The sequence below is a fragment of the Pseudomonas sp. GM17 genome, from assembly GCF_000282175.2.
Taxonomy (GTDB): Bacteria; Pseudomonadota; Gammaproteobacteria; order Pseudomonadales; family Pseudomonadaceae; genus Aquipseudomonas; species Aquipseudomonas chlororaphis.
The window spans coordinates 1,731,798-1,751,178 of record NZ_CP124732.1; the positions used below are offsets into that span (position 1 = coordinate 1,731,798).

The 19,381-nt window shown below is 61.0% G+C and carries 16 protein-coding genes; 5 read left to right on the plus strand and 11 right to left on the minus strand.

From position 1 onward, the window contains the following. Positions 1-6 precede the first annotated feature (6 nt). The 8 genes from PMI20_RS07670 to PMI20_RS07705 form a co-directional block, all read right to left on the minus strand. On the minus strand, positions 7-1,017 hold the full coding sequence (locus PMI20_RS07670) for an ABC transporter permease subunit (protein WP_007927028.1): 1,011 nt from the start codon (positions 1,015-1,017) through the stop codon (positions 7-9). A 73-nt stretch (positions 1,018-1,090) separates the two neighbouring features. Beyond that, on the minus strand, positions 1,091-2,686 hold the full coding sequence (locus PMI20_RS07675; RefSeq protein ID WP_007927029.1) for an ABC transporter substrate-binding protein: 1,596 nt from the start codon (positions 2,684-2,686) through the stop codon (positions 1,091-1,093). Between the two features lie 82 nt (positions 2,687-2,768). After that, positions 2,769-4,169, minus strand: coding sequence for an OprD family porin (locus PMI20_RS07680; protein WP_007927031.1), 1,401 nt, complete (start codon positions 4,167-4,169; stop codon positions 2,769-2,771). Positions 4,170-4,341: 172 nt separating this feature from the next. After that, complete coding sequence (locus PMI20_RS07685; protein ID WP_007927033.1) at positions 4,342-5,943, minus strand: ABC transporter substrate-binding protein; 1,602 nt, start codon at positions 5,941-5,943, stop codon at positions 4,342-4,344. Positions 5,944-6,248: 305 nt separating this feature from the next. Then, positions 6,249-7,874, minus strand: a complete 1,626-nt coding sequence (locus PMI20_RS07690) for an ABC transporter substrate-binding protein (protein ID WP_007927035.1) — start codon at positions 7,872-7,874, stop codon at positions 6,249-6,251. 113 nt (positions 7,875-7,987) lie between these two features. Next, positions 7,988-8,425, minus strand: coding sequence for a hypothetical protein (locus tag PMI20_RS07695; protein ID WP_007927036.1), 438 nt, complete (start codon positions 8,423-8,425; stop codon positions 7,988-7,990). A 262-nt stretch (positions 8,426-8,687) separates the two neighbouring features. Next, on the minus strand, positions 8,688-9,251 hold the full coding sequence (locus PMI20_RS07700) for a cupin domain-containing protein (protein ID WP_007927037.1): 564 nt from the start codon (positions 9,249-9,251) through the stop codon (positions 8,688-8,690). A gap of 238 nt (positions 9,252-9,489) precedes the next feature. Next, positions 9,490-10,206 (minus strand): SIMPL domain-containing protein, encoded by a 717-nt coding sequence (locus tag PMI20_RS07705; protein WP_007927039.1) that lies wholly within the window; start codon positions 10,204-10,206, stop codon positions 9,490-9,492. Positions 10,207-10,583: 377 nt separating this feature from the next. On the opposite strand from PMI20_RS07705, the gene PMI20_RS07710 reads away from it, so the two are divergent. The 4 genes from PMI20_RS07710 to PMI20_RS07725 all read left to right on the plus strand — a co-directional run bounded on the left by PMI20_RS07710 (position 10,584) and on the right by PMI20_RS07725 (position 15,041). Next, a complete protein-coding gene (locus PMI20_RS07710) occupies positions 10,584-11,846 on the plus strand; it encodes an ATP-binding protein (RefSeq protein WP_007927040.1) in 1,263 nt (420 codons plus the stop codon). Further along, on the plus strand, positions 11,839-12,399 hold the full coding sequence (locus PMI20_RS07715; protein WP_007927041.1) for a response regulator transcription factor: 561 nt from the start codon (positions 11,839-11,841) through the stop codon (positions 12,397-12,399). The genes PMI20_RS07710 and PMI20_RS07715 overlap by 8 nt, the downstream gene beginning before the upstream one ends. Before the next feature lie 97 nt (positions 12,400-12,496). Then, a complete protein-coding gene (locus PMI20_RS07720; RefSeq protein WP_037034922.1) occupies positions 12,497-14,224 on the plus strand; it encodes an ABC transporter ATP-binding protein/permease in 1,728 nt (575 codons plus the stop codon). A gap of 67 nt (positions 14,225-14,291) precedes the next feature. Beyond that, on the plus strand, positions 14,292-15,041 hold the full coding sequence (locus tag PMI20_RS07725) for a FadR/GntR family transcriptional regulator (RefSeq protein WP_007927044.1): 750 nt from the start codon (positions 14,292-14,294) through the stop codon (positions 15,039-15,041). 87 nt (positions 15,042-15,128) lie between these two features. Here the strand turns inward: PMI20_RS07725 and PMI20_RS07730 are convergent. From PMI20_RS07730 to PMI20_RS07740, 3 genes are all read right to left on the minus strand, one after another. Further along, a protein-coding gene (locus tag PMI20_RS07730; RefSeq protein ID WP_238543459.1) for an IS3 family transposase occupies positions 15,129-16,264 on the minus strand; the annotation gives its coding sequence in 2 pieces (ribosomal slippage) (positions 15,129-16,015 and positions 16,015-16,264; 1,137 coding nt in all). Positions 16,265-16,394: 130 nt separating this feature from the next. Further along, complete coding sequence (locus PMI20_RS07735; RefSeq protein WP_007929939.1) at positions 16,395-16,586, minus strand: hypothetical protein; 192 nt, start codon at positions 16,584-16,586, stop codon at positions 16,395-16,397. A 13-nt stretch (positions 16,587-16,599) separates the two neighbouring features. Next, positions 16,600-18,234 carry a hypothetical protein gene (locus tag PMI20_RS07740; RefSeq protein WP_007929938.1) on the minus strand — a complete coding sequence of 545 codons (1,635 nt, stop codon included), beginning with the start codon at positions 18,232-18,234 and terminating at the stop codon, positions 16,600-16,602. 235 nt (positions 18,235-18,469) lie between these two features. Between PMI20_RS07740 and kdgD the strand changes: the two genes are divergently transcribed. Next, positions 18,470-19,381 (plus strand): 5-dehydro-4-deoxyglucarate dehydratase, encoded by a 912-nt coding sequence (kdgD, locus tag PMI20_RS07745; protein ID WP_007929937.1) that lies wholly within the window; start codon positions 18,470-18,472, stop codon positions 19,379-19,381.

Genomic DNA, 19,381 nt, shown 5'->3' on the forward strand with positions numbered 1-19,381 from the left:
TTGTCCTCAGCGCTGGTGACGAATGCGTGGGTTGGCAAAGCCGTAGAGGATGTCCACCACGAAGTTGACCAGGATCACCAGGCAGGCGATCAACAGGATGCCGTTCTGCACCACGGGGTAGTCCCGGGCGCCGATGGCTTCGATCAGCCATTTGCCGATGCCGGGCCAGGAGAAGATGGTTTCGGTCAGGACCGCGCCGGCCAGCAGGGTGCCGACTTGCAGGCCGACCACGGTCAGCACCGGGATCAGCGCGTTGCGCAGGCCGTGCACGAACACCACGCGGGCGGGCGACAGGCCCTTGGCCTTGGCGGTGCGGATGTAGTCTTCGCGCAGCACTTCGAGCATCGAGGAACGGGTCATCCGCGCGATCACCGCCAGCGGAATGGTGCCAAGCACGATGGCCGGCAGGATCAGGTGGTGCAGGGCATCGAAGAAGGCGCCGGTGTCATCGGCCAGCAGGGTGTCGATGAGCATGAAGCCGGTTTTCGGCTCGATGTCGTAGAGCAGGTCGAGCCGCCCGGAAACCGGGGTCCAGCCCAGGCTCACGGAGAAGAACATGATCAGGATCAGGCCCCACCAGAAGATCGGCATCGAATAGCCGGCAAGGGAGATGCCCATCACCCCGTGGTCGAACAGGGATCCTCGTTTCAGCGCGGCGATCACCCCGGCCAGCAGGCCGATCACGGCAGCGAACAGCATCGCGGCCGAGGCCAGTTCCAGGGTTGCCGGGAACAGGGAGGTGAACTCGCTCCACACACTCTCGCGAGTACGCAGGGATTCACCCAGGTCGCCCTGGGCGAGTTTGCCGATGTAGTCCAGGTACTGGGCATACAGCGGTTTGTTCAGACCAAGGCGTTCCATTGCCTGGGCATGCATCTCAGGGTCGACCCGGCGCTCGCCCATCATGACTTCCACGGGATCGCCGGGAATCATGCGAATCAATGCGAACGTCAGCAAGGTGATGCCGAAGAATGTGGGAATCAACAACCCCACACGGCGGGCAATAAAACTAAACATCTTCTGGTGTACCTCATCAGCCGGTTAGGCGTGTCCGGCATCCCTGGGGTCAGGGATGCCGGGCGTTTCTTATCTACTTCACCTGGGTGGTAGCGAAGTTGTTGGTGGTCAGGGGACTCTGGTGGTAGCCCTCGACGTTCTTGCGCATTGCCGTGAACATTTTCGGATAGGCCATGGGGATCCAGGGTTGTTCCTTGTCGAAAATATCCTGGGCCTGTTCATAGAGTGCGGTCCGTTTGGCCGGCTCGGATTCGGCGCGGGCCTGATCGATCAGGCTCTGGAACGCTTTATTGCACCAGCGAGCGTAGTTTTCGCCGTTTTTGGCGGCCTCGCAACTGAGGTTGGGGGTCAGGAAGTTGTCCGGGTCCCCGTTATCCCCCGCCCAGCCGGCGGAAACCATGTCGTGCTCGCCGTTCTTGGCGCGCTTGAGCATCTCGCCCCATTCCATGACGCGGATATCGATCTTGAGGCCGATCTTCGCCAGGTCGGACTGCATCATCTGTGCGCCGAGCAGCGGGTTGGGGTTGGTCGGGCCACCGCCGTTGCGGGTGAACAGGGTGAAGACCGTGCCTTCCGGCACGCCGGCTTCCTTGATCAGGGCGCGGGCCTTGTCCAGGTCGCGGGCCGGGTTGCCCAGGCTGGTGTTGAAGCCCAGCAGGGTCGGCGGGTAGGGGCCGGTGCCGACCACCGCGTTGCCCTTGCCGTACAGGCTGTTGACGTAGGCTTCCTTGTCGAAGGCGATGTTGATGGCCTGACGGACACGCGGGTCGCTCATGTACTTCTTGGTGGTGTTCAGGGCCACGTAGCCCACGGTCATGGCGGCCAGGTCGTCGACCTTCAGGTTGGTGTCGGCCTTGATGCTCGGGATGTCGTCCGGCTTCGGATACAGGGCGACCTGGCACTCATTGGCCTTGAGCTTCTGCAGGCGCACGTTGTTGTCGGTGGTGATCGCCAGGATCAGCGCGTCGGCCGGCGGCTTGCCACGGAAGTAGTCCGGGTTGGCCTTGAACCGCACCTGGGCGTCCTTGGCGTAGCGCTGGAAGACGAACGGGCCGGTGCCGATCGGCTTGCTGTTCAGTTCGCCGGCCTTGCCGGCCTTGAGCAACTGGTCGGCGTATTCGGCCGGGAAGATCGAGGCGAAGGCCATGGCCACGTCGGCCAGGAACGGTGCTTCGCGACGGGTCAGGGTGAAGACCACGGTGTGGTCGTCGGTTTTCTCGACGCTTTTGAGCAGTTCCTTGAAACCCATGCTTTCGAAATAGGGGAAGCCCACGCTGGACTTGTCATGCCACGGGTGTTTCGGGTCCAGCTGACGCTGGAAGCTCCAGAGCACGTCGTCGGCGTTCATCTCGCGGGTCGGCTTGAAGTAATCGGTGCTGTGGAACTTGACGCCTTTGCGCAGGTGGAAGGTGTAGATCAGGCCGTCCGGGCTGATCTCCCAGGACTCGGCCAGGGCCGGCTCGATGTCCGTGGTGCCGGGCTTGAAGTCCACCAGGCGGTTGAAGATGGTTTCCGCCACCGCGTCGGCAGTGACTGCAGTCGTGTACTGGACCATATCGAAGCCTTCCGGGCTGGCTTCGGTACAGACCACCAAGGGCTTGGCCGAGACGCCTGCGGCGACGCTCAGCAGTGCGGCAGCGATGGCCGCTTTCAGGGGAAGCATTTTCATCTAGAACCCTCTGCAATCGGTTGAACCAGAGTAGCTGGAGTGGCGAATTCGTCATGAATTCGCCAACCAGCCGATGTGTTTTTTAGAGAATCTTGAACGGGATGGTGGTGACCAGGCGGAACTCGTTGATGTTGCCGTCGGCCTGGTTTTCGCTGGCGCGGTGGGTAGTGTAGGTCGCCCGGATCGCGGTTGCCTTCAGCGGACCGCTCTGGACTGCATAAGACGCGCCAATACCGTATTCGTAGTGGGTTTCGCCATCCATCAGGCTCAGGTCACCGCGCTGGGCGCCTGGATCGGTGTAGGCGGTGCCGCGGTAATGGGTACCGTCGATGCCCCAGCCGCGTGCCGAGTAGATGTTGAACTTCAGGCCTGGCACGCCGTATTCGGCCATGTTCAGGCCGTAGGCGATCTGGAAGGACTTCTCGTTCGGGCCGTTGAAGTCCGAGAGCAGGGAGTTGGCCAGGTAGATACCGTTGGTTTCATGCAGGTAGTCGAAGTACTCGTTACCGTTCACTTGCTGGTAGGAGAAGGTCAGGCTGTGGGCCTGGTGAGTCAGGCCGAGCGACAGCGAGTAGGTGTCGTTGTCGATCTCGCCCATCAACTTCTTACCTTCGTCGACGGTCTTGTAGTAGTTCAGGCCGGTGGTCAGGCTCAGTACCTGGCTGTCACCCAGCTCGTGGGTGGCGCCGAAGTAGTACTGGTTCCAGAAGTCTTTGACGTTGGCGCCATACAGGCTGGTTTTCAGGCTATTGAACGGCTGGTAGTTCACACCTGCGGTGTAGACCTTGTCGGTTTCCACGCCGGTGGCGGAGTACTCGGTGCGGAATTTCGACAGGCTCTGTTCGGTACGCGGCGAAACGCGATCGAAACCGGCCAGATCGAACGACAGGTTGTTGAACTCTTCGCTGTGCAGACTCACACCTTCGAAACTCGAAGGCAGGGCACGGTTGCCGATGACGTCGACGATCGGCGTGCTGAAGTTCTGGCGACCGGCGGTCAGGGTGGTGTTGGAGACGCGGAACTTGACGTTGGCCAGGCCCAGTTTGCTCCACTGGCCGACAGCGTCGCCGTCGGAGTGGGTCAGGGTACGGTTGTTCTTGCCGGCGATGTCCTTGCGGTCACGATCCAACGCGATGGCGTTGTAGGCGGCCACCTCGGTGCTGACCCCGACAGTACCTTCGGTGAAGCCCGAGCTGTAGTTGAGGATGGTGCCCTGGACCCAGTTGATCCGGCGTGGGGTCGAAGTCGGCTGGCCGTTGTGGTTGTAGGAGAAGCGGTCGTCACGACGCTTCAGCTCGTTGGCGTACCAGTTGCGGGTCGTGCCCGACAGGCTCTGGCCTTCGACGAAGCCCTTGGCCTCCGCCTGGGCGCTGGTGCCGTTCAGTTCGGTCGGAACGAATTCCTGACTCACGCTTTCCGCATGGGCCATGGCCGTGATGCTGCTGATGGCCAGGGCCAGTAACGCGGTGTTGCTCGGTTTCATGGGTGAAGCTCCTTTGCTTTCTTTATTTTTATGCCGGTCTTTTTGGGTTGACCGGCTTTTGCTTTACAACTCATTCAAGGCATCGCAAACGTTTGCATGAGGCTTGATCGCCGAATTCAGGCAACAGATTTGCGTGGGGGCGAATATCGCCCCCAGCGGCCTGGCTAATCATTTATTGGTCGATGCTGACGCCCGAGAACACGTTGCGGCCGAAGGGGCTGACCTTGAATCCTTCGACTTTGGCGCTCAACGGCTGGTTGACCGTCGAGTGGGCGACCGGGGTGATCGGTACCTGCTGCTTGAGCAACTGCTGGGCCTGTTGGTAGAGCACCGTGCGCTGTTCGCGATCGGTGACGATCTTGGCCTGCTTGATCAGCTTGTCGTACTGCGGGTCGCACCACATGGAGTAGTTGTTGCCGCCAATGGCGTCGCAGCTGTACAGGGTGCCGAGCCAGTTGTCCGGGTCACCGTTGTCGCCGGTCCAGCCGATCAGGCTGATGTCGTGCTCGCCATTCTTGGTGCGCTTGATGTACTCGCCCCACTCGTAGCTGACGATTTTCACTTTCAGGCCGATCTTGCCCCAGTCGGACTGGAGCATTTCGGCCATCAGCTTGGCGTTGGGGTTGTAGGGACGCTGCACGGGCATGGCCCAGAGGGTGATTTCCGTGCCTTCCTTGACCCCGGCGGCCTTGAGCAGCTCACGTGCCTTTTGCGGGTTGTAGGCGGCGTCCTTGATGCTGGTGTCGTAGGACCACTGGGTCGGCGGCATGGCGTTGACCGCCAGCTGGCCGGCGCCCTGGTACACGGCGTTGAGGATGCCTTGCTTGTTCACCGCCATGTCCAGCGCCTGGCGCACTTCGAGCTGGTCGAAGGGCTTGTGGCGAACGTTGTAGGCGATGTAGCCGAGGTTGAAGCCGGGCTTTTCGATCAGTTGCAGTTTCGGGTCGTTTTTCAGCGCTTCGACATCGGCCGGCCGCGGATGCAGGGTGATCTGGCATTCGCCGGCCTTGAGCTTCTGCACGCGCACCGAGGCATCGGTGTTGATGGCGAAAATCAGCTGGTCGAGCTTGACCCGGCTCGGGTCCCAGTACTGCTTGTTGGCGGTGTAGCGGATGTTCGAGTCTTTCTGGTAGCTCTTGAACACGAACGGCCCGGTGCCGATCGGCTTCTGGTTGATGCCGCTGGGTTTGCCGGCCTTGAGCAACTGGTCGGCATATTCGGCCGAGAGAATCGCGGCGAAGCTCATGGCGATGTTCTGGATGAACGCCGCATCGACCGAGTTCAGGGTCATCACCACGGTCAACGGCCCGGTCTTCTCGACCTTGGCGATGTTCTTGTTCAGGCTCATCCCGTTGAAGTAGGGAAACTCGGTGGGGTAGGCCTTGCGGAAGGGCTGCTCGGGATCGAGCATGCGGTTGAAGGTGAAGAGCACGTCGTCGGCGTTGAAATCACGTGTCGGCTTGAAGTACGGCGTGGTATGGAACTTCACCCCTTCGCGCAGATGGAAGGTGTACTGCAGGCCGTCCGCGGAAATATCCCAGCGGGTGGCCAGGCCCGGCACCACATTGGTCGCGCCTTTTTCGAACTCCGCCAGGCGGTTGTACAGCGGCTCTGCCGCGTCGTTGTCGGTGGCGGTGGTGTATTGCGCGGTGTCGAAGCCAGCCGGGCTGCCTTCGGAGCAGAACACCAGGCTGTTGCCGGCCGCCAGGCTGGCGGAGGTTGCGGTCAACAGACCGGTGCCCAGCAGGGCGGATAAAACCAGGGAATGACGCATGACGATCCCTCTCCCTTTTTATTGTTTTGATCGATGAGCAGTCGCCCCATCCGGAGGCGGTCATGTCATTGATCCCAAGTCTCGCTTGCAGCAAATGCCGGGCAATGGATGCACCACTCCATGCTTTGACGGTAGGGGTCGCCGCATGGGTAGTAAATGCCAAAGAGCCTGAAAGACATGTAAGGAACTTCCGAAATGCCCGTACTCACCACGATGGGGCGCAGCAAGAGGAAGAGCGTTCGAGTTCCGGCAGTCCTGGCAGGTAAGGCAACGGCGACGTCAGCTGACGTCGCCGTTGCAGACCCTTATTTGCTGATGCTGACGCCGTAGAACGAGTTCAGGCCAAAGGGGCTGATCTTGAAGTCCTGCACGTTGGCGCGCATGGGTTGGAACACCGTCGAGTGGGCGATAGGTGTCATCGGGACCTGGTCTTTGAGGAGGTGTTGCGCCTGCTTGTACAGCTCGGTGCGTTTGGCCACGTCCGGGGTGGCCTTGGCTTGCTTGATCAGTGCGTCGTACGGCTTGTCGCACCATTTGGAGAAGTTGTTGCCGTTCATGGCGTCGCAGCCGAACAGGGTGCCGAGCCAGTTGTCCGGGTCACCATTGTCGCCGCTCCAGCCGATGATCATCGCCTGGTTCTCGCCACCCTTGGAACGCTTGATGTACTCGCCCCATTCGTAGCTGACGATGTTGACCTTCAGGCCGATCTTCGCCCAGTCGGACTGCAGCATTTCAGCCATCAGCTTGGCGTTCGGGTTGTACGGACGCTGCACCGGCATGGCCCACAGGGTGATCTGGGTGCCTTCCTTGATGCCGGCTTCCTTGAGCAGCGCCTTGGCTTTCTCGGGGTCGTACTTGGCATCCTTGATGGTGTCGTCATAGGACCACTGGGTCGGTGGCATGGCGTTGACCGCCAGCTGGCCCGCACCCTGGTAGACCGAGTCGATGATCTGCTGCTTGTTCACCGCCATGTCCAGCGCCTGGCGGACCTTGAGGTCGGCCAGCGGGTTGGCGTCGGTGCGGCCCTTGAGCACAGGCATCACGTTGTAGGCGATGTAGCCGAGGTTGAAGCCGGCTTGCTGCGGCAGTTTGAGGGTCTTGTCCTCGCCCAGGGCCTTGAGGTCGGCCGGGCGCGGGAACAGGGTGACCTGGCATTCGTTCTTTTTCAGCTTCTGGATGCGTACCGACGGGTCGGTGGTGATGGCGAAGATCAGGTTGTCGATCTTCACGTCTTCAGGCTTCCAGTAATCCTTGTTGCCGGTGTAACGGATGTTGGAGTCTTTCTGGTAGCTCTTGAACACGAACGGCCCGGTGCCGATCGGCTTCTGGTTTATGTCGCCCGGCTTGCCTTCCTTGAGCAACTGGTCGGCGTACTCGGCGGACTGGATGGAGGCGAAGCTCATCGCCAGGTTCTGGATGAACGCGGCGTCTACGGTTTTCAGGGTGAACTTGACGGTCTTGTCGTCGACTTTCTCGACCTTGGTGATGTTGGTGTCCATTCCCATGTCGGTGAAGTAAGGGAATTCGGTGGGGTACGCCTTGCGGAACGGCATGTCCTTGTCGAGCATGCGGTTGAACGTGAAGAGCACGTCGTCGGCGTTGAAATCACGAGTCGGCTTGAAATACGGCGTGGTGTGGAACTTCACCCCATCGCGCAGATGGAAGGTGTAGGTCAGGCCATCGTCGGAAATGTCCCAACTGGTCGCCAGGCCAGGAATGACGGCGGTGCCGCCACGCTCAAACTGGCTGAGGCGGTTGAACAGGGTCTCTGCTGAGGCGTCGAAGTCGGTTCCGGTGGTGTACTGGCCTGGGTCGAAGCCGGCCGGGCTCCCTTCGGAGCAGAACACCAGGTTAGTCGCCGCCTGGGCGAAGGGTGCGCTGGCGAGCAAGCCGGCGCTGACTAAAAGCGGAATGACTGCTTGTTTGAACATGGTTGCCTCATGATTTGTTGTCATTTTTGGTGTAGAGGGCGACCTTATGAGTCGACCCGCCGATACTTATGCAGGCCCCATACCCAATGCAAGATGCGGGGCCGTCACAAGTATCAAGGAGTGGAACGAACGTACAGGAATGACGCATTTGTATAAATATTGACGAATTTGGCCCTATGCGCTGGTTTTTTCTGGTGCATGGGTTGCCTTCTTGCGGGGCATCCGGAGCGAGTCGTGCCTCCGCTTGGTGCGTCGCTGGAGCAGGTGTCGACCGGCTTCTGGTTGAACCGCCTGGCCTTGCCTGCCTGGCGCAAGTGTTTGGCGCATTGGGTTGACCGGATGAAGTAGGACGGTTTGGTGAGGGAGGCCGTGGAGAACGGATGCCCGGGACCTTGCAAGCGATGGCGGGTGCACAGCACATCGTCGGCGGCGTTGACATTGTGGCTCGCAGTGAAGTTGTCACTGTGGAGGTTGCGGGTGGCGTGCGACAGTGGGGTGCCGAGGATCAGCCTCGCTGTCTGCCAAACCTGGAGCGGAAAGGTCTTACGCATGCAAACCTCATTTTTTCTTTTTCTAGGGCATATCTGAGGATTGGCCTTGTGGGCCGGGGCAACTCGCCTTCTATGGGGAGTGGATGCAGCCCCATGGACCCTGTGCGGCGACGGCGATCGCTTTGTTGTGGGGGTGATTGACGATTCGCCGATGCCGAAATTAAGTCATGCTGAAATCGTGGTCAACGAAAATTAAGCGTGACTAACATTTCTCTTGTGCGCGGGGTGTCTGTGAGGTTGCGCAGGCGGCCACGGGGCGGGTTCAGGCCGCTGAATGGTCGTCGAACAGGCCCATGGTCGTGACGGTCAATACTTCTGCCGGGCCGTTGCCGGCGTTAGCCAGGTAGTGAGGTTTGGTCGAGTCGAAGTGCACCGAGTCGCCGGCGCCGAGGGGATACTGCTGCCCCTCGATGGTGTAGACAATTTGCCCCGAAAGAACGTAGGAGAACTCGGCGCCATCATGGGAAATCAGTTCCGACTGGTAGCCCACGGGTATGTTCATCTTCACCGCGTTGATCAGGTTGCCGGGAAAGGAACTGGACAGCCGCTCGTAGGCCAGGGGCTGGCCTTCGATGGTGTAGCGCACCCGCTTGCCGTCGTGGGAGTCGGGTTGTGCCTGGGTCGGCTGGTCGAATAGGGCGTTCAGCGGAACGTTCAGAGACTTGGCAATGTTGACCAGGGAGGAGATCGAGACGCCGGTGAGATTGCGTTCCGCCTGGGAGAGGAAACTGGCGGTCAGGCCGGATTCGCTGGCGATCTGGCGCAGGGTTTTCTTGGCGGCGCGGCGATAGCGACGCAGGCGTTCGCCGATGCGGTCTGCGGTCATTGGAGAGACTCTTATAGGAAAGGCGCAGTATACCCGGTGGACGTCAATGACGTCTGATAGGCGCCATACCGGGGGCCGTAACTTTAGCATCACCGATGTGGCCGAGTTCACCCCCTCTATTCCAAAAAAGGGCGAGTCCCTCAGGCTGGGTTGAAACAGTGGGTAGCAAAAAAAACGCGGTAACCTCATTGGTGCTGGAGGTCACCGCCGTTTTTTTTGGGGACGGGCAGGGAAAACGTTACGGCATCAGGACTTCGATCGAGCCATCGGCGGTCATGCTGACCTGGCTGGTACCGGCCTCGACTTCCGGAGTGACCGGCGCCGCATCCATGCCCGCGGCTTTCATCATCACCGGCCCGCGCAGATACGGTTGTGGATAACCGTTGCTGTTGAGGTTCAGGTTGACGATCTTGTAGCCCTTGCCGCCCAGCGCTTCGGTGGTCAGCTGCGCACGAGCCTTGAAGGCATCGACCGCTTCCTTGAGCAGCTTGTCTTCGCTGGCCTTGCGGGTCGGGTCGGCGATGGCGAAATCCATCCCGCCCATCTTCAGGTCGGTCAGCAGTTCGCCGGTGAGCTTGGACAGCGCGGCGAAGTCCGAGCTTTCCAGGCGCAGTTCGGCGCGTTCGCGCCAGCCGGTGATCTTCTGGCCCTTGGTGTCGTAGATCGGGTAGCTGTTGCGGCTGCCCTGGCGCAAGGTGATGTCCTTGACCTGGCGTGCCTGGCCCAGGGCCTTGTTCATGGTGGTGGTGATTTCCGCGGCGAGCTTGGCCGGGTCGGCGTTCTGCGATTCGCTGTAGAGGGTGACGATCATCAGGTCGCGGGCCACTTCCTGACTGACTTCGGCGCGCAGGGAGATCTGGTTGTAATGAAGCTCATCGGCGGCCAGGGCCGGCAGGCTGGCGAGGGTGCCGGCGCTGAGGGCGAGAAGGGCGGCGCTGCGACTGAATGTATGCATGAAAACTCCTTGAGTGCGGTCCGCAGGTATTGGGTCCCAGCCTGCGTGAAACCATCAGACTCTAGCTTTTATTGTCTGGTTCGGCCCGTTAACAACTTCTATACATCTATTACCCAACGCCAACTACGGAGGTTTTTGTAGCCGCTGGCGAAGCCTGCGCTCGACTGCGCACGGACTCTGAGATGGGGATGGCGAGCGCTTTGCGCTCTATCGCGGGCAAGCCTCGTTCCTACAGGCAGGTGGTGTTTTTGCAGGCAAGGCTTGCCCGCGATTGGCCATTGCCCAAGACTGTGGCGGTTTGCCGCAGTTTTGCCTGTCCGGGCCGCTGCTTGGTTATACTCGTCGCGATCCGCCTGGAGCGCTCATCAGGAGAGCTCATGCTCGCCCCCGTACAACTGCTTTCCGCCACTCGCCAGAACCTCTGGCGTCTGACTTTCATCCGCATCCTGGTTCTGGCCGCTCAGGCCGGCTCGGTGGGGCTCGCCTACTGGTTCGACCTGTTGCCGCTGCCCTGGCTGCAACTGGCCGTCACCCTGGGCCTGTCGCTGATCCTCTGCGCCTTCACCGCCATTCGCCTGCGCACCTCGTGGCCGGTCACCGAGCTGGAATATGCCGTGCAACTGGCTTGTGATTTGTTTATCCACAGCGCCCTGTTGTATTTCTCCGGCGGCTCGACCAATCCCTTCGTCTCCTATTACCTGGTGCCGCTGACCATCGCCGCCGTGACCTTGCCATGGCGCTATTCGGTGGTCCTTTCCGGTATCGCGCTGACCATGTACACCTTGCTGCTGGCGCAGTTCTACCCGCTGCAGACTTTCCCCATCGCCCGGGAGAACCTGCAGATCTACGGGATGTGGCTGAGCTTCGCCCTGGCCGCGGCGGTGATCACCTTCTTCGCCGCGAGAATGGCCGAGGAGCTGCGGCGGCAGGAGGAGCTGCGGGCGATCCGCCGCGAAGAGGGCCTGCGCGACCAGCAGTTGCTGGCTGTCGCGACCCAGGCCGCTGGCGCCGCCCACGAGTTGGGAACGCCCCTGGCGACCATGAGCGTGCTGCTCAAGGAAATGCGCCAGGACCACCTCGACCCAATGCTGCAAGATGACCTGGGCGTGCTCCAGGACCAGGTCAAACTGTGCAAGGAAACCCTGCAACAGTTGGTGCGCGCCGCCGAGGCCAACCGCCGGCTGGCGGTGGAGATGCAGGATGTCACCGTCTGGCTCGACGAAGCGCTGAACCGCTGGCACCTGATGCGCCCCGAAGCCAGCTACCGCTTCCAATTGCTGGGCAAGGGCACGATGCCGCGGCTGGCGCCGCCGCCGGACCTGACCCAGGCGTTGCTCAACCTGCTGAACAATGCAGCCGATGCTTGTCCGGAAGGGCTGGAAGTCCAGCTGGATTGGGACGCCGAGAACCTGACCATCAGTATTCGTGACCACGGCGCCGGTGTGCCGCTGGCCATCGCCGAGCAGATCGGCAAACCGTTTTTTACCACCAAGGGCAAAGGTTTCGGCCTGGGCCTGTTTTTGAGCAAAGCCAGCGTGACACGCGCCGGCGGCTCAGTGAAACTCTACAGTCATGAGGAAGGCGGCACGCTCACCGAGCTGCGCCTGCCCCACGGCGCCCGAGGAGACCAACATGAGTGACGAAATCCAAGTCGAAGGCGAAGAACTGCCGCATCTGTTGCTGGTGGATGACGACGCCACCTTCACCCGGGTGATGGCGCGAGCCATGAGCCGTCGCGGCTTCCGCGTCAGCACCGCGGGTTCCGCCGAGGAAGGCCTGGCCCTCTCCCAGCAGGACTTGCCGGACTTCGCCGCGCTGGACCTGAAGATGGATGGCGACTCCGGCCTGGTGCTGCTGCCCAAGCTGCTTGAGCTCGATCCGGAAATGCGCGTGGTGATCCTCACTGGTTATTCGAGCATCGCCACCGCAGTCGAAGCGATCAAGCGCGGCGCCTGCAACTACCTGTGCAAACCGGCGGACGCCGACGACGTGCTGGCCGCGCTGCTCTCCGAGCACGCCGACCTCGACACCCTGGTGCCGGAAAACCCGATGTCGGTGGACCGCCTGCAATGGGAGCACATCCAGCGGGTGCTGACCGAACACGAAGGCAACATCTCCGCCACTGCCCGCGCCCTGGGCATGCACCGTCGAACGCTGCAACGCAAGTTGCAGAAGCGCCCGGTTCGTCGCTGAACCGCGACTGAACGAATGTCCTCAGGACAAGTGAAAAAACGAGCCGATCCTCTATGATCGGCTCGATGCTTGTCCCTATCCCAATCGAGCCTTGATGATGAATCAGAACGCTGAGTATTCCGCGGTCAACGATGCTGTGCGCGGGCAGTTTTTCCGTCGTGTCTGGGAAATGACTACGCCTTACTGGCGCAGTGAAGAGAAGGGCAAGGCCTGGTTGCTGCTGTTCGCGGTGGTGGCCCTGACCCTATTCAGCGTGGCGATCTCGGTGTGGATCAACAGCTGGTACAAGGATTTCTACAACGCCCTGCAAAAGAAGGACGAGGTGGCGTTCTGGCAGCTGATCCTGTATTTCTGCGGAATTGCCGCGGTGGCCATCCTGGCCGCGGTCTACCGGCTCTACCTGACCCAGATGCTGACCATCCGCTGGCGCGCCTGGCTCACGGAAAAACACTTCGCCCGCTGGCTGGGCCACAAGAATTACTACCAGCTGGAGCAGGGCGGCTACACCGATAACCCGGACCAGCGGATTTCCGAAGACCTCAACAGCTTCACCAGCAATACCCTGGGGCTCGCCCTGGGCCTGCTGCGTACCGTGGTCAGCCTGGTGTCGTTCTCGATCATCCTGTGGGGCGTGTCGGGCAGTATCGAAGTCTTCGGCTACACCATTCCCGGCTACATGTTCTGGTGCGCCCTGGTGTACGCCGCCGTCGGCAGCTGGCTGACCCACTTGATCGGTCGACGCCTGATCGGCTTGAACAACAACCAGCAACGTTTCGAGGCAGACCTGCGTTTTTCCATGGTGCGGGTGCGGGAGAACGCCGAGAGCATTGCCCTGTATGACGGCGAGCCGAATGAGAACAAACGCCTCAGCGCTCGCTTCGGCATGGTCTGGCACAACTTCTGGGACATCATGAAAGTGTCCAAGCGTCTGACCTTCTTCACCTCGGGCTACGGCCAGATCGCGATCATTTTCCCCTTCATCGTCGCGGCCCCGCGTTACCTGACGGGCAAGATCGAACTGGGCGAGCTGATGCAGATCAACTCGGCATTCGGCAACGTCCAGGAGAACTTCAGCTGGTTCATCACCGCCTATTCCGAGCTTGCGGCATGGCGCGCCACCTGCGACCGGCTGCTGAGCTTCCGTCAGGCCATGAGCGAAAACGAAGAGCGCGCGCCAGCCATCGACGTGCAGAGCCAGGGTGAAACCCTGCAGGTGCATAACCTTGGCCTGGACTTGGCGGACGGCCGGCACCTGCTGGCCGGTGCCGAGATGACCGTGACCCCCGGTGAGCGCCTGATGCTCAGCGGCCGTTCCGGCAGTGGCAAAAGTACCCTGCTGCGGGCGATGGGGCGGCTCTGGCCGGCCGGTCACGGCAGCATTCGCATGCCCGCCAAGCGTTATCTGTTCCTGCCGCAAAAGCCTTACCTGCCGATTGGCAGTCTGCGCGAAGCCTTGAGTTATCCACAGTCGGGCGACACCTACCCGCAGGAGCGTTACGTGCAGGTGCTGGAAACCTGCCGACTGCCGCACCTGGTGTCTCGCCTGGACGAGAGCAATCACTGGCAGCGCATGCTGTCCCCGGGCGAGCAACAGCGTCTGGCCTTTGCCCGTGCGTTGCTCTACGCACCGCAATGGCTGTACATGGATGAGGCCACCTCGGCCATGGACGAAGAAGACGAGGCGACCCTGTACCAGGCGCTGATCGACCAGTTGCCGGGGCTGAGCATTGTCAGCGTCGGGCATCGCAGCAGCCTCAAGCGTTTCCACCCGCGGCACATCCGCATCGAGCGCGGGCATCTGGTCGACCAGGCGGTGACGGTGTAGTCAACAGTGATCGTACAACCCGGCTGAGCTATGATGCGTCATCAGTTTTCGGAGAAAGAACTTCACCATGGACAACCAGAACACGGCGCCCCGCCTTCCACGCAAGCGCCGTAGCCTCGCCCAGGAGCTGGTGACCGTGCTGTCGGAGCAGATTCGCGACGGTCAGCTCAAGCGCGGTGACAAGTTGCCCACCGAGTCGGCGATCATGGAGGCCCATGGCGTCAGCCGGACCGTGGTGCGCGAGGCCATTTCCCGCTTGCAGGCCGCCGGCCAGGTGGAAACCCGCCACGGCATCGGCACCTTTGTGCTCGACACGCCGAGCCCGAGCGGCTTCAGGATCGATCCGGCGACCGTGGTGACCTTGCGCGATGTGCTGGCGATCCTGGAACTGCGCATCAGCCTGGAAGTGGAGTCGGCCGGGCTGGCCGCGCAGCGGCGCAGCAGCGAGCAACTGGCGGCGATGCGGGCGGCGCTGGATGCCCTCAATGAGAGCGCGGCCCACGACAGCGATGCGGTGGCCTCGGATTTCCAGTTCCACCTGCAGATTGCCCTGGCCACGGGTAACCGCTATTTCACCGACATCATGACCCACCTGGGAACCAGCATCATTCCGCGCACCCGCCTGAATTCGGCACGCCTGGCTCACGACGATCAGCAGCACTACATGAGCCGCCTGAGCCGCGAGCATGAAGAAATCTATGAAGCCATTGCCCGCCAGGATTCGGACGCGGCCCGGGCGGCCATGCGTCTGCACCTGACCAACAGCCGCGAACGGCTGCGCCATGCCCATGAAGAGGCAGAGGCGCAGCGCGGGTAATGCGGTTGGGGCGGTTATTGCGTCGCCCTTGGGTTCTTATCGCGAGCAAGCTGAACTGGTCAAGTAATCCTGGACACCATTTAAGGTTTACGCAGCCAGTCTTTCTGCTGCGACGGGTGATCGATATTCGTTGTAACTGTGAGGCCGAGTGGTGTTGTAGCGTGTGATGTAGCGCTGCACGTCCATTCGGGCCTCATGTTCCGAGCCGTAGCCGCCCTTAGGCACCCACTCCGACTTCAGGCTTCCAAAAAAACGCTCCATCGGGGCGTTGTCCCAACATTCGCCTTTACGGCTCATGCTCTGGCGATAGCCTTGTTCATTCAATTCATGCCTGAATTTGTGACTGGTGTACTGGCAGCCCTGGTCAGAGTGAAACAGCACGCCCTTTGGGTGTCCTCTCAGTTCAGTCGCCATCCGCAGTGCCTCACAGGTCAGCGTCGCATCAGAAATCGACGAGAACGACCAGCCCACGATACGGCGGGCAAACAGATCCAAAACAGCCGCCAAATACAACCAGCGCTTGCCAGCCTTGATGTAAGTAACGTCCCCACACCACACCTCGTTGGGTGCCTTCACATCAAACTGACGCTTGAGTTCATGCGGTGCCGTCAAAGCCTCCACACCCGATGACCGGTATTTGTGACGCCTGCGCTGCCGGCAGGTTATCCCGGCCTCTCGCATCAGGCTTTGAGCCTTGAATCGACCTATCTGGTGCCCAGCGGCCTGCAGCATTTTGGCCAGGGTACGAGAGCCTGCTGAGGCCCTCGACGCCTTGTGATGCTTGACCAGCTCCGCCTTGAGCCTTTCTCGCTCAGGGCATTGCTGGCCTTGGCGCTGACGCCAGCTGTAGAAGCTGCTGCGGCTGATCTCAAGCACACGACAGCACTCATTTACGCCGTACTGCTCGCCCAACTCATCGATCAGCGCGAGTGATCTTTGGCGTCCAAAAGCAGGAGAGCACTGGCCTTTTTTAGGATTTCGATATCCCGGTCTTTCTGCTTGAGCAGGGCCTGGAGCCGCTGAATTTCCCGCTGATCAGCAGTGATGGCTTTGGCCCCTATCGGAGTTAAACCTTCTCTTTCCTTGCGCAGTTGATCGACCCAGCGCCGCAAGGCCGTAGGACCAATATTTATGCTGGCGCAGACCTCGGGAACCGACTGTCCTTCGTCCAGCACCATGCTGGCTGCTTTGAGCTTGAACTCATTTGAATAAGAGTTGCGCATGTCCAAACACCTCAGATTTGGGCGCCATCATAGCGCCCGATTGAGGTGTCCAGAATTATTAGGCCAGTTCAAGCTCGCTCCTACAGGGAGGGGAGGTGACCCTGTAGGAGCGAGCTTGCTCGCGATGCTTTTAGCGGCCTTTGAGAATCGAGCGATCCACCCTCACAGCCAGTTGCCCGGCTGCGGGTTTGGCATCGAAGGTCACGCGCCCTTGCTGGTCGACGGTTGCCCGCGCGACGGGAGCGCCGTTGACCAGCAGTTCCAGGGGCGCGCCCTGCAGGGATTGGCCCGAGGCCAGTTCTAGAGTCAGATTGATAGCCATGTCGATGTCCTTATCAGGCATTGCGGTCGATGTAGGTGGTGGCGGCCTTGTCGATCGAGGCGATCAGCTCCGGCGAGCCACCGCGGAACTGGCGGAAAATGTTGCGTCCGCTGGAGCCGCCGGTATCCACCGGCACATTCAGGGTCGGCTGGAAGCGCTCGCTCAGTTCGGCGTAGGCGGACCATGGGCCGATGTACGACTCGTTCAAACCGTTGGTGTAGCTGAAGGCATAACGCACGGCATTGCCGGGCAGCCAGTTGGGTTCGCTGGGTGTCTGGGTCTGCCAGCCATCGGCCTGGATGCTCGGAGCAAGCGTCGGCGCTTCCAGGTAGCCCGCCGGCTTGTTGGGCTTGTAGTCCTTGAGCAGCAGGTAGGTGCTCCAGCCCCACCAGTTGTCGATGGTCTTGGTGTCGTTGAGGTTGTTCACGTCGCTGCGTCGCAGCACCTTGTCGCCCTGCATCACGAACAGTGGTGAAAAGTTGCCGCTCTTCGCCGCGTTCAGGTCCGGCAACAGTTTCAGCGCCGTGAAGTTGCCGGGCGTTGGGGCCGCGCCGCTGAGGTAGCTTTCGAAAATCTCGTCCGCCGAGCGCTGGACTGCCAACTTGACCTGCTTGCGGTTGTTGCTGTCGAGGGTGTCGAAATAACGCTTGTCGCCATAGGCATGCCAGCGGTCGCCCTGGGCGTTGCTGACGTTGAGGCCGAACTTGCTGTCCTCGTCGTGCATGAAGCGGGTGATCAGCGAACCCAGGTCGCTCGGCGTGACCACCGCCGCCAGTTGCTTGCGCGGTACCCGTACATGGCCGGCGGAGAACAGGTCGGTGAGGAAGTGATCGGCGAAGGCGTTCATGGCGTAGGCCAGTTCCAGCTGCTTCTCGTCGGCGTTCTTGTGCGCCAGTACCGCCTGCTGCAGGGCCGCGGTGTGCCCGGCGATATAGGCCAGCAGCGCCCACTCGCCGAAATGGTCGGCATTGTTGGCCGCCAGCTTCAGGTAGCGACCCAGGGGGAACAGCGCCGAGGCGAAGCTGCCGCCGCCGGTGATCTTGTTCCACTCTTCGGACAACGTATCTCCCAGGGCGTCATAGGCCTCGTGAGGTTGCCTGCCGTCCTTGAGCGCTTGGTTGGCGGCGGCGATTTCCTTCTGCATTACCGCGAGAATCTGTTTCGCCTCGTCCTTGGCCGCTGGCAACACGGCGAGGGAGTTGAACGCGGCGGTAAAACGCTGCAAACGATCCACCGGCGTCGCGCCTTCGCAGATCGGCTGGTCGGGGATGCCATAGAAATCGCCACCCAGCGCCACCACCTGGCCGTAGGTCAGGGCCAGGCCATTGGGCAGGTGCAATTCGACCTGCCAGGCTGGAGTGCCGGGGGCGTCCTTGACGAAACGCAGCAGGGTGGCATCGCCGATGGCGGTGTGCTCGCCACCCTCGAAACGCAGCTGGGGCAGGGCCTTGAGGTTTTTGCCAGGGGCCGCGGGGAGGAGCCCGGGCTGGTGATACTTGATGGTGTGATGACCGTCGGCGATCAGCACCAGGTGGTCGCCATCACCGGAAATGGCAATGCCGCGTTCGCTGAAAAGGCTGTCCAGATCGGCAACGACCTGGCTTTTGTGCTGCAGCTGTTCCCGCTGCTGAGTGTGTAGACCTGACATTTCTAGCTCCTTGATATGTCGTAGGTATTTCAAGAAATTAACTGTATGTATATACAGTTGTTTGCGAGCATAAAGCAAAATCCTGACTCGTCAAGCAGGTATTTTTTGCCGTGTATTTTGGCGATGGCTGACGAATTGCTGTTGACGATTGCTTTTTAAGTTGTACGATGACTTACAACTTCAGCCAAGGCTGATGTGTTTTTCATCACAATGTGCGTCCCAGGGTGTTCGAATAATGAATCCACAAGAACTGAAGTCCATCCTCTCCTCCGGCCTGCTGTCTTTCCCGGTGACCGATTTCAACGCCCAGGGCGATTTCCATCGCGCGGGCTATATCAAGCGCCTGGAATGGCTGGCCCCATACGGCGCCTCGGCGCTGTTCGCGGCAGGCGGCACCGGTGAGTTTTTCTCCCTGGCGGCCAGCGAATATTCGGAAATCATCAAGACTGCGGTCGACACCTGCGCCACCAGCGTGCCGATCCTGGCCGGCGTCGGCGGCTCGACCCGCCAGGCCATCGAGTACGCCCAGGAGGCCGAGCGCCTGGGTGCCAAGGGCCTGTTGCTGCTGCCGCACTACCTGACCGAAGCCAGTCAGGATGGGGTCGCCGCTCATGTGGAAGCGGTGTGCAAATCGGTGAAGATCGGTGTGGTGGTCTACAACCGTAACGTCTGCCGCCTGACCGCGCCGCTGCTGGAGCGCCTGGCCGAGCGCTGCCCGAACCTGATCGGCTACAAGGACGGCCTGGGCGATATCGAGCTGATGGTGTCGATCCGTCGCCGTCTGGGCGATCGCTTCAGCTACCTGGGCGGCCTGCCGACCGCCGAAGTCTACGCCGCGGCCTACAAGGCCCTGGGCGTGCCGGTGTATTCCTCGGCGGTGTTCAACTTCATCCCGAAAACCGCGATGGATTTCTACCACGCGATTGCCCGGGAAGATCACGCCACGGTCGGCAAGATCATCGATGACTTCTTCCTGCCTTACCTGGATATCCGCAACCGCAAGGCCGGTTATGCGGTGAGCATCGTCAAGGCCGGAGCCCGCATCGTCGGCCATGACGCAGGCCCGGTGCGGGCGCCGTTGACCGACCTGTTGCCGGAAGAATATGCAGCGCTGGCGGCGTTGATCGACGCCCAGGGCGCGCAGTAA